Source organism: Mycobacterium sp. TH-M103, assembly GCF_057473785.1.
This window is the reverse complement of record NZ_JBYCLG010000300.1, coordinates 1-9,073: the sequence shown is the minus strand read 5'-3', so window position 1 is coordinate 9,073 and position 9,073 is coordinate 1. Positions and strand designations below refer to the sequence as shown.

General features: G+C 68.8%; 7 protein-coding genes and 3 pseudogenes. 3 read left to right on the top strand and 7 right to left on the bottom strand.

What is annotated here, in order from left to right; genetic code table 11:
* The 5 genes and pseudogenes from AC2VOR_RS16830 to AC2VOR_RS16810 form a co-directional block, all read right to left on the bottom strand.
* On the bottom strand, positions 1 to 139 hold a 139-nt coding region (locus AC2VOR_RS16830), incomplete at its 3' end, for a hypothetical protein (protein ID WP_486964161.1).
* 89 nt (positions 140 to 228) lie between these two features.
* Positions 229 to 654, bottom strand: a pseudogene (locus AC2VOR_RS16825) (Fur family transcriptional regulator); the annotation flags it as partial.
* A gap of 799 nt (positions 655 to 1,453) precedes the next feature.
* On the bottom strand, positions 1,454 to 1,981 hold the full coding sequence (locus tag AC2VOR_RS16820) for a nitroreductase family protein (RefSeq protein ID WP_369741582.1): 528 nt from the start codon (positions 1,979 to 1,981) through the stop codon (positions 1,454 to 1,456).
* 55 nt (positions 1,982 to 2,036) lie between these two features.
* A complete protein-coding gene (locus AC2VOR_RS16815; protein WP_369738615.1) occupies positions 2,037 to 3,017 on the bottom strand; it encodes an NAD(P)H-dependent flavin oxidoreductase in 981 nt (326 codons plus the stop codon).
* A 77-nt stretch (positions 3,018 to 3,094) separates the two neighbouring features.
* Positions 3,095 to 3,695, bottom strand: a pseudogene (locus tag AC2VOR_RS16810) (TetR/AcrR family transcriptional regulator).
* A gap of 17 nt (positions 3,696 to 3,712) precedes the next feature.
* On the opposite strand from AC2VOR_RS16810, the pseudogene AC2VOR_RS16805 reads away from it, so the two are divergent.
* Positions 3,713 to 4,710: pseudogene (locus AC2VOR_RS16805) on the top strand (phytoene desaturase family protein); the annotation flags it as partial.
* A gap of 15 nt (positions 4,711 to 4,725) precedes the next feature.
* On the opposite strand, the gene AC2VOR_RS16800 reads toward AC2VOR_RS16805, so the two are convergent.
* Both AC2VOR_RS16800 and AC2VOR_RS16795 read right to left on the bottom strand, forming a co-directional pair.
* Positions 4,726 to 5,331, bottom strand: coding sequence for a YbhB/YbcL family Raf kinase inhibitor-like protein (locus AC2VOR_RS16800; RefSeq protein ID WP_369738616.1), 606 nt, complete (start codon positions 5,329 to 5,331; stop codon positions 4,726 to 4,728).
* Between the two features lie 65 nt (positions 5,332 to 5,396).
* The gene (locus AC2VOR_RS16795; protein ID WP_369738617.1) at positions 5,397 to 5,843 is read right to left on the bottom strand and encodes an SRPBCC family protein; all 447 of its coding nucleotides are present in this window, start codon (positions 5,841 to 5,843) and stop codon (positions 5,397 to 5,399) included.
* A gap of 61 nt (positions 5,844 to 5,904) precedes the next feature.
* Between AC2VOR_RS16795 and AC2VOR_RS16790 the strand changes: the two genes are divergently transcribed.
* Entirely contained in the window at positions 5,905 to 6,624 is a 720-nt protein-coding gene (locus tag AC2VOR_RS16790) for an MBL fold metallo-hydrolase (protein WP_369738618.1), read from the top strand.
* 221 nt (positions 6,625 to 6,845) lie between these two features.
* Positions 6,846 to 9,073 (top strand): isocitrate lyase/phosphoenolpyruvate mutase family protein (locus tag AC2VOR_RS16785; RefSeq protein WP_486964160.1); only part of this gene is annotated, 2,228 nt, incomplete at its 3' end.

Here is a 9,073-nt window from a genome sequence, read left to right as displayed (position 1 = left end):
TCAGGTTGAGCCGGTGTGGCCACCAGTCCTGGTTGCCGCCACCCTCCACGGGATGGTTGAGGTGACCATTCCCGACAGGGCAACCTCCCTGCTGTAGCGCGGTGTTGGCTTCTGCAACGGGTGGGTGTTGCTCTGGCATGGCATCACCTCCTCAGATGAAATTGCCGGGTCGTGATCGTGGGTGTGGTCACAACACGTCTGTGCGGCAGCGGCCGGCGTGGCGACCTCGGCCACGGGCTGCCCCGCGCAGGTCCGGCAGAAACCCCAATAGATGACTTCGCTCTCGTCGAACAAAAACCCGCACTCGTCGGAGGGGATCAGGCAGGCCCTCGCGCCGATGGAACAGTCGACGTCGGCAATGGCGCAGCATCCGCGGCAGACGAAGTGGTGGTGGTGGTCGACCCGGGTCTCATAACGCGCGACCGATCCCGACGGCTGGAACCGTCGCAGCAGACCCACCTCGGTCAGGGCGTGCAGGACGTCGTACACGGTCTGCCGCGACACGTCCGGCAGGTCGGCGCGAACGATGCCGAAGATCGATTCCGTGTCGGCGTGCGGGTTCGCCTGGACGGCCCAGAGGATGCCGACCCGTGGGCGGGTTACCCGCAGGTCGACCCTGCGCAACTGCTCCGCATAGACCGCCATCCCAGGCATACCGTTAATATGACGCTCCATTTTGGAACCATTCAACAGGTCACCCCCCCTTTCTCTGCGCGGTTACGCCTCGACCACGCTCGAACTCCCGGTTCGCGCGAGTTAACTGAAAAGCTAATTAGTGCACCCCGATCACCGTAGAGCCCTTAGATCCTTGTGGCGAGAATCTACCGAATTCTCCGACCGCACACAGCAAACCGTCCGTCATAATTTTCCGGGACTTTCGGGCCCGGAGGAGCGATCGACTTTCGCAGCGCGCTATTCGCAACAGCCGCCCCGTAATTCGCCGCTTTCAAGCCCTCCGGTACGCGTCGCGGAGGCATCGGGGTCCCGGTGGTAATCGCCGCCCGCAGCTAGCCTGGATTTTTCGCGCGACCAGCAGGCTGGAGGTGACCTTGTGTAGGTGATCTTTGGTCGTAAAGCTCGTCGTCGCTTGCCGGTGTGAGTCCGGTCCGGGTAGCTGTCAGGAGGCCCGGTAGCAGACTGGCGGCTTGGTCTGGAAACGGGTCAGGTCGAAGCCCAGTGTCGAAAGCCCTTGAGGGGGAGCGACTGAGCGGTCCGTAGCATGACGCGAAGCCTGCGGCGTCGTTAGAGGTCCGTCCGTTAGGGCGGGTGCAGGGAGTGCCGAGCCCCCGAAATCAGGGCGAAGGCCATGGAAGGCGCTGAAGACCTGAATGTGCAGGCGCTGAAGAACTCCCCGGCGTATGGGTGCGTGTGATCACCTGAATTGGCCCCGGTTGGGTCGTTTTTCTTCACGAATTTTGGCTCCGCCTGGGCGGTGATTCGCTGCGCGGTGGGGTCAGCGTGTCGTCGCGAATATTGGCCCCACCCGGGATGCGATTTCCACGTCAGTCGTCATCGGCGTGGAGGTTCGGGAATGGTGCGGTCGAGGGTGGAACTGTTCGAAAAGATCAGGCGTGACAGGCGGGTCGAGGAGTTGTCGATCCGCGAGTTGGCCCAGCGGCATCAGGTGCATCGGCGTACGGTGCGCCAGGCGTTGGCTTCGGCCCTCCCGCCGCCGCGTAAGGCCTACGCGCGCCGGTCGCGGCCGGCGATCGACCCGTATGTCGAGGTGATCGACTCGTGGCTGCTGGGCGACCGAGAGGTGCCGCGCAATGCCGCGGTACGTGTCGGCGATCGCGGCGCGCTTGTCGGCGTCGGTGACCACCAGCCAGCGCCAGTCCTGCGCGTTGCTTGCCGTAGGCGCCTGGATCGCCAGCCGAATGCATTCGAGGATGACGTCGCGCCCGACCGGCCGGTCCAGGTCGAGGCGCTTGCGCACCGCGCGGGTGGTGGTCAGTAACTCGTCGACCGAGGCAATATCCATGCCGTCCTTCCCAGCCGTTACCGAGCCGAGCAAACCAGAAGCCCGCCCCGGCTGTCTAGACCGCCGGTGGCGCCGTCGCCCGGTTCAGGATGCGGGTGGCGTCGCAGACCATCTCACCGACGATGCCGGCGGCCGGGCGCACGTCGCGGATGCGACCTATCGCCTCGCCGACGAGCACGGTGACGACGTCGAAATCCTCTGCGTCGACAGCCTTCTGGAAGGCGCTCACCATCTCCGGCAGGCGTGCCCGCAGGCCCGCCTCGTCGCCATGCCACGCCTCGATGAACGCGTTGCGCACCAGCCGCGCATCGTAGCCGTCGGGCCAATCCTTCTCGCGCACAAAGTCATAAACCCGGGTGCGGAGGGTGTCGTCGCCGCTCGCGGCGATGCCCCGAAGGTGGGCCCGTTGCGACACCAAGGCCTCGGGGGTCGCCCAGAACCTGGTGCCGACGAGCGCGCCGTCGGCCCCGAGCGCCAGCGCCGCCGCCAGGCTGCGGCCGTCGGCGACCCCGCCGGCGGCCACCACCAGCGTTTCGGGGCAGCGTTCGGCGGCGAGGTCGACGACGTCGGGCACCAACGTGAAGGTCGAACGCGCGCTCATCCCGTGCCCGCCCGCCTCGCCGCCCTGAGCCACGAGGACGTCCGCGCCGGCATCCAGGGCCCGGCGCGCCTGCTCGAGGTTCTGCACCTGGGCGGTGAGCGGAACACCGGCCGCGCGGATGCGATCGGCGAACGGGTCCAGGTCGCCGAACGACAACATGACGGTCACCGGTTGCCGGCCAAGAGCAACGTCGAGCACCCCGGGATCGCGCGCCAGGCTCCAGGTGATGAACCCGCACCCGACCCGTGCGCCGTCGGCCTCGCCGATCTGCGTGCGCAGCCATTCGGCGTCACCGTATCCGCCGCCGATCAGACCGAGACCGCCCGCCCGGGTCACTTCCGCCGCGAGCCGGCCCCCCGAGACCAGGGCCATCGGCGCCAACATGATCGGGTGGTCGATGCCGAAGAACTCGGTGAGCCGCGTCGTCAATGGCATGCAACCGACGGTAGGCCTTCCCGGTGCGCCGACCGCGCGCACCCGACGCCGAGAGTTCGGAACAGTACGCCCGCCGATCAGGCGAGCGGTGCCAGGCCGGAGCGAACCAGGTCCAGGCTCGTGGCCACGAGGTCGCCGAGATCCCCGGTGTAACCATGGCGGCCCCAGTTCTCCAACCGCCACGACCAGGGCCGCCGCCAGCGCAGAGCCGGCAACCTCGGCGGCCAGGTCGATGTCGGCGACGTCGGGGTTGCGAGTCTCGACGAAGTCGGTCAGCACTCGGGCGAACGACGACTGCACCACCCGCAGGTGGCCGGCGATCCGCTCGGCGATGATCAGCTCCGCGCGTGCCGCCGCCGCATGGCGGACCACCTCGCGATCGTGCGGGAAAGCCGCCACGCTGGCCCGCACAGCGTCGAACAGCGCTTCAGCGGCAGGACGGCGCGCGAGGGCCTCGGCCAGCCATTCCAGCTGCGTCTCGTAATCCTGGACCAGCACCGCTTCCTCGGTCGGGAAGTGCCGGAAGAAGCTGCGTTCGGCGACACCGGCATGCCGGGCCAGCTCGGTCACGGTGACGTTGGCAAAACCCTTGCGCGCGAAGCTGTTCAACGCGGTTTCGCGCAGCGCCTCGCGCGTCGAGCGCCGGCGTAGCTGGTGGCGGTTGATCGGCGCGGTCATCTCCCGGCCGATGGTGAGTGCGCGGGATGCTCGCGTTCCTGGCCGTCAATTCGACCTACCGCGGCCCCTATACGCCGGGCAGCGCCACCTGCCTGGCGTTCGCCCTCGCGGTGCCGGGCGACAGCACCGCGATGATGACCAAGCTCGAAGGCGGGATCGGCGCGCTCACCGATTAGCTGCGCGAGTTGTTCGTCTCCCACGATGGCGAGCTGCGATTCCGGCCAAGGTCGAGCAGATCCTGGTCGAGGATGGCGCGGTGACCGGTCTACGGCTGCGGGACGGGTCGACGCTCACCGCACCGGTCGTGGTGTCCAACCACTCGCCCAACGTCACCCTCGCCGAACTCGTCGCACCGGAACTCGTGCCCGCGGAGCTGATTTCGCGCGTCTCGCAGCGCGATCACCGCGCCTCGTTCGTGCAGCTGCACTTCGCCCTCGACGGGCTGCCCGAATTCGCCCCGCCCTGCGACTTTTTGAACGAGCCGGGTATGCAGCAGTCGGTCGGCATCTTCGGCTCCCCGGAAGAACAGCAGCTGCAGTGGGAGGTGCGCCGGCGCGGCCTCGTCCCGGACAACCCGTCGATGGGATGCAGATCCCCTCCGCGCACGACCCGAGCATGGCGCCACCCGGGAAGCGCGCCGCCAGCGCGTACGCCTACGCCTTCCCGGTCGAAGCCGACCGCCAGCAGCACGGTCATCTAAAAAGATGATGTCTCAACGCGTTATCGACAAGATCACCCGGTTCGCCCCCGCCTTCGAGGACATCCTGATCCGCCACATCACGTTCGCGCCCTACCACATGCAGACCATGTTCGCCGCCCCCGACGGCGACTTCTGCCATGGCTTGCCGCACCCGGACCTGATGGGCCCGAACCGCCCGGGCGCCAGGGGTTTTCTCGACTCCCGGTTCCGATCGGCAGCCTCTATCTCGGCGGCGCGGGCTGCCATGGCGGGCCGGGAATTACCTTCACCCCCGGCTACAACGCCGCCTATCAGGTGCTCGACCACGCGTCGTGAGTCGTCGATGCGCCCTCAGGCCCCGAACGTGCCGGTGAGCTGGGCCTGCGCGACGGCGGCGCCCGCGATCGTCTGGGCCGCCCGCGGCCCGGCCAAACCCCCGGGCAGCTCGTAGGCGGCGGGCAGCTGGTAGAGGGTGAACCGGTAGTGGTGCACCCCGCTGCCCGGCGGCGGGCACGGCCCCATATATCCCGCACGGCCGCCCGAGTTCGGCAGGCTGGTCCCGCCGCCGGGGGTCTGGCCCTCCGCGGTGCCGCCAGGTCCGGGCGGGATGCCGACCACGATCCAGTGCACATAGGTGCCGCCGACGGCGTCGGGATCGTCGACCACCAGGGCCGCCCCCAGCGGCGCCGACCACGTCAACGGGGGCGCGGTGTTTGCCCCCTTGCAGGTGTAGCGGACCGGGATGGGCGCCCCGTCGGCGAAGGCGGGACTGCCGATCGTCACCGGCCCCTCGGCGGGAGCCTCGGGAACGCTCCGGGCGACCGTCGTCAGCTTCGGCGTCGCCGGCGCCGTCATCTTGCTGCCGCCGTGGCCGCCGCAGCCGGCCTGCGTCAGCGCCAGCGCGAGCCCTACGCCTGCCAGTGCGATGCGCCGTGCGGTAACCGATGTCGACTTCATAAGGAGAGTGTCGCCGACGGCGGGCGCGGAATAAAGGTCTTTTGCCGGCCACGAACGTGGGCCGGCTACGCGCCGCCCTTGTTCACCTCGAGCACCCGCTTACGCAGGCCCTGGGTGGCCGTCTCCATCAGGCTCTTGGCTCCTCTTTTGACCAGGAATCCCGGGACCGGCGCCAGGAGGTCGACGGTCAGTTCGAAACGGACCCGGGTGGAGTCGCCTTCGGGAATCAGGGTGTAGCGACCGTCCTGCGCGCGTTGCTGTTTGGCGCTGACCAGCGTCCAGCTCACCCCGTCGTCGTGCACCTCGTAGGCCAGTTCCTGCTCGTCGCTGACGCCCACCAGTTTGACCACCTGCCGCGACCTGCTGGGGTGGCCCGCGTCGTCGCGCTCCAGGACCTCGACCTTGCGATGCACCGAGGACCACTCGGTCAGCGACTCCAGATCGAACAGCACGTCCATGATCTGGTCGGGTGTCGCCTCGATGACGACTTCGCGGGACTCGGTGACAGCCATGCGACGAAGATAGCCACTGGGGGGCCGCTCGAAACTCGGTTTGCGACTACCGTCTGCACTCGTGAATTTCGCCTGGGAGCAGTTGACCGCCGGCGTGCATCGCTGCCGGCTACCGTTCTGCGACGTCACGGTGGGGCTGGTGCTGGGCGGTCGCGGGGCCCTGCTCGTCGACGCCGGCTCCACGCTCACCGAGGCGGCGGCCCTCGACGCCGACGTGCGACGGCTCACCGGCCGAGCGGTCACCCATATCGCGTTGACCCACAAGCATTTCGACCATGTCCTGGGTTCCTCGTTCTTCGGCGCGGCCGACGTCTACTGCGCACCCGAAGTCGTCGCGGACCTGACGGCCGGCGCCGGGCACCTCCGCGAGGACGCGCTGCGCCACGGCGCCGACGCGGTGGAGGTCGACCGCGCGGTCGCGGCCCTGCGACCGCCGCGCCACGGCACGAGAGAGGCCGTCGTGGACCTCGGCGGCCGGACCGTGGCGATCACCCACCCCGGCCGCGGCCACACCACCTCCGACCTGGTCGTGGTGGCACCGCCCGCGCACGGTGACGACCCGGTCGTGCTGTTCACCGGCGACCTCGTCGAGGAATCCGCCGACCCCGCGATCGACGCCGATTCCGACGTGGCGGCCTGGCCGGCCACGCTGGACCGGGTCCTCGAGATCGGCGGACCGGACGCCGTCTACGTTCCGGGCCATGGCAAGGTCGTCGACGCGGAGTTCGTCCGCCGGCAGCGGGACTGGCTGTGCCGGCGTGCGGCCGCCGGTCGGGCCTGAGCGCCCCGATCCGGTCGTACGCGGGCTAAACATGTTGTTCCCCAACATTTATCGATGCGGCCGAACCCGGCGTCGGCGATCGTGGGCCCATCGCCGGCCTCGCCCAGCCACCGCGCGGGTGCGCCGCGCCGCGCCGCGAAGGGGTATTTCGACCCCTGATTGAACCGCGGTTGTCAGGGATAGACTCTGGTCCAACGGAACCTGAAGAGGAGCGTAACCCCATGGCCATCATCGACACGGACACCGAGGTCCGGGCACCGTTCGGCGACGACGTCGTCGCCACCCAGCGATACATCGACGGCCCGCGCTTCACCGGCATCACGCGCCTCTACACGGCTCGTCAGGTTGCCGAGCAACGCGGCACCATCCCCGTCGACTACCCCGTGGCACGGGAAGCGGCGGCGGCCTTCTACGAGCGGCTGCGGGAGCTGTTCGCGGCGAAGAAGAGCATCACGACCTTCGGGCCCTACTCACCCGGCCAGGCCGTGGCCATGAAGCGGATGGGCATCGAAGGCATCTACCTGGGCGGCTGGGCGACCTCCGCCAAGGGCTCCACCACCGAGGACCCCGGGCCCGACCTCGCCAGCTACCCGCTGAGCCAGGTGCCCGACGACGCCGCGGTCCTGGTGCGCGCCCTGCTCACCGCCGACCGCAACCAGCAGTATCAGCGCCTGCACATGAGCGAGCGCCAGCGCGCCGCGGCGCCGGAATACGACTACCGGCCGTTCATCATCGCCGACGCCGACACCGGCCACGGCGGTGACCCGCACGTGCGCAACCTGATCCGCCGCTTCGTCGAGATCGGCGTGCCGGGCTATCACATCGAAGACCAGCGCCCCGGCACGAAGAAGTGCGGGCATCAGGGCGGCAAGGTCCTGGTGCCGTCCGACGAACAGATCAAGCGCCTCAACGCCGCCCGGTTCCAGCTCGACATCATGCGGGTGCCCGGCATCATCGTCGCCCGCACCGACGCCGAGGCGGCCACCCTGATCGACAGCCGCGCCGACGAGCGCGACCAGCCGTTCCTGCTGGGCGCCACCAACCTCAACATCCCCTCCTACAAGGCCTGCTTCCTGGCGCTGGTCCGGCGCTTCTACGAGCTGGGCGTCAAGGACCTCAACGGGCACCTGCTCTACGCGCTGTCGGACGGCGAGTACGCCACCGCCACCGCCTGGCTGGAGCGCCAGGGCATCCAGGGGCTGGTTTCCGACGCCGTCAACGCGTGGCGGGAGAACAGCGAGACCTCGATCGACGATCTGTTCGACCAGGTGGAGTCCCGGTTCGTGGCCGCCTGGGAGGACGACGCCGGGCTGATGACGTACGGCGAGGCCGTCTCCGAGGTGCTCCAGTTCGGTGAGAGCGAGGGCGAGCCGGTCGCGATGAGCCCCGACGAGTGGCGGCGCTTCGCCCAGCGCGCCTCGCTGTACTCCGCGCGGGAGAAGGCCAGGGAGCTCGGCGCCGACCCCGGCTGGGACTGCGAGCTGGCCAAGACGCCCGAGGGCTACTACCAGATCCGGGGCGGCATCCCGTACGCGATCGCCAAGTCCCTGGCGGCGGCGCCGTTCGCCGACATCCTCTGGATGGAGACCAAGACCGCCGACCTGGCCGACGCCCGCGAATTCGCCGAGGCCATCCACGCCCGGTTCCCCGAGAAGATGCTCGCCTACAACCTGTCGCCGTCGTTCAACTGGGACACCACCGGCATGACCGACGAGGAGATGCGGCGCTTCCCCGAGGAACTCGGCAAGATGGGCTTCGTCTTCAACTTCATCACCTACGGCGGCCACCAGATCGACGGTGTCGCCGCCGAGGAGTTCGCGACCGCGCTGCGGCAGGACGGCATGCTGGCGCTGGCCCGGCTGCAACGCAAGATGCGGTTGGTGGAGTCGCCCTATCGCACGCCGCAGACGTTGGTCGGCGGGCCGCGCAGCGACGCGGCGCTGGCCGCCTCCTCCGGTCGCACCGCGACCACCAAGGCGATGGGCAAGGGCTCCACCCAGCATCAGCACCTGGTGCAGACCGAGGTGCCCAAGAAGCTGCTGGAGGAGTGGCTGACGCTGTGGAGCGAGCACTACCACCTCGGCGAGAAGCTGCGGGTACAGCTGCGACCGCGCCGGGCCGGATCGGACGTGCTGGTGCTCGGCATCTACGGCAACGAGGACGAGCAACTGGCCAACGTCGTCTTCGACCCCATCAAGGACCGCCACGGCCGCAGCATCCTCACGGTGCGCGACCAGAACACCTTCGCCGAGAAGCTGCGCCAGAAGCGCCTGATGACCCTGATCCACCTGTGGCTGGTGCACCGGTTCAAGGCCGACGCGGTCTACTACGTCACGCCCACCGAGGACAACCTGTACCAGACCTCGAAGATGAAGTCGCACGGCATCTTCAGCGAGGTCAACCAGGAGGTGGGCGAGATCATCGTCGCCGAGGTGAACAAGCCCCGCAT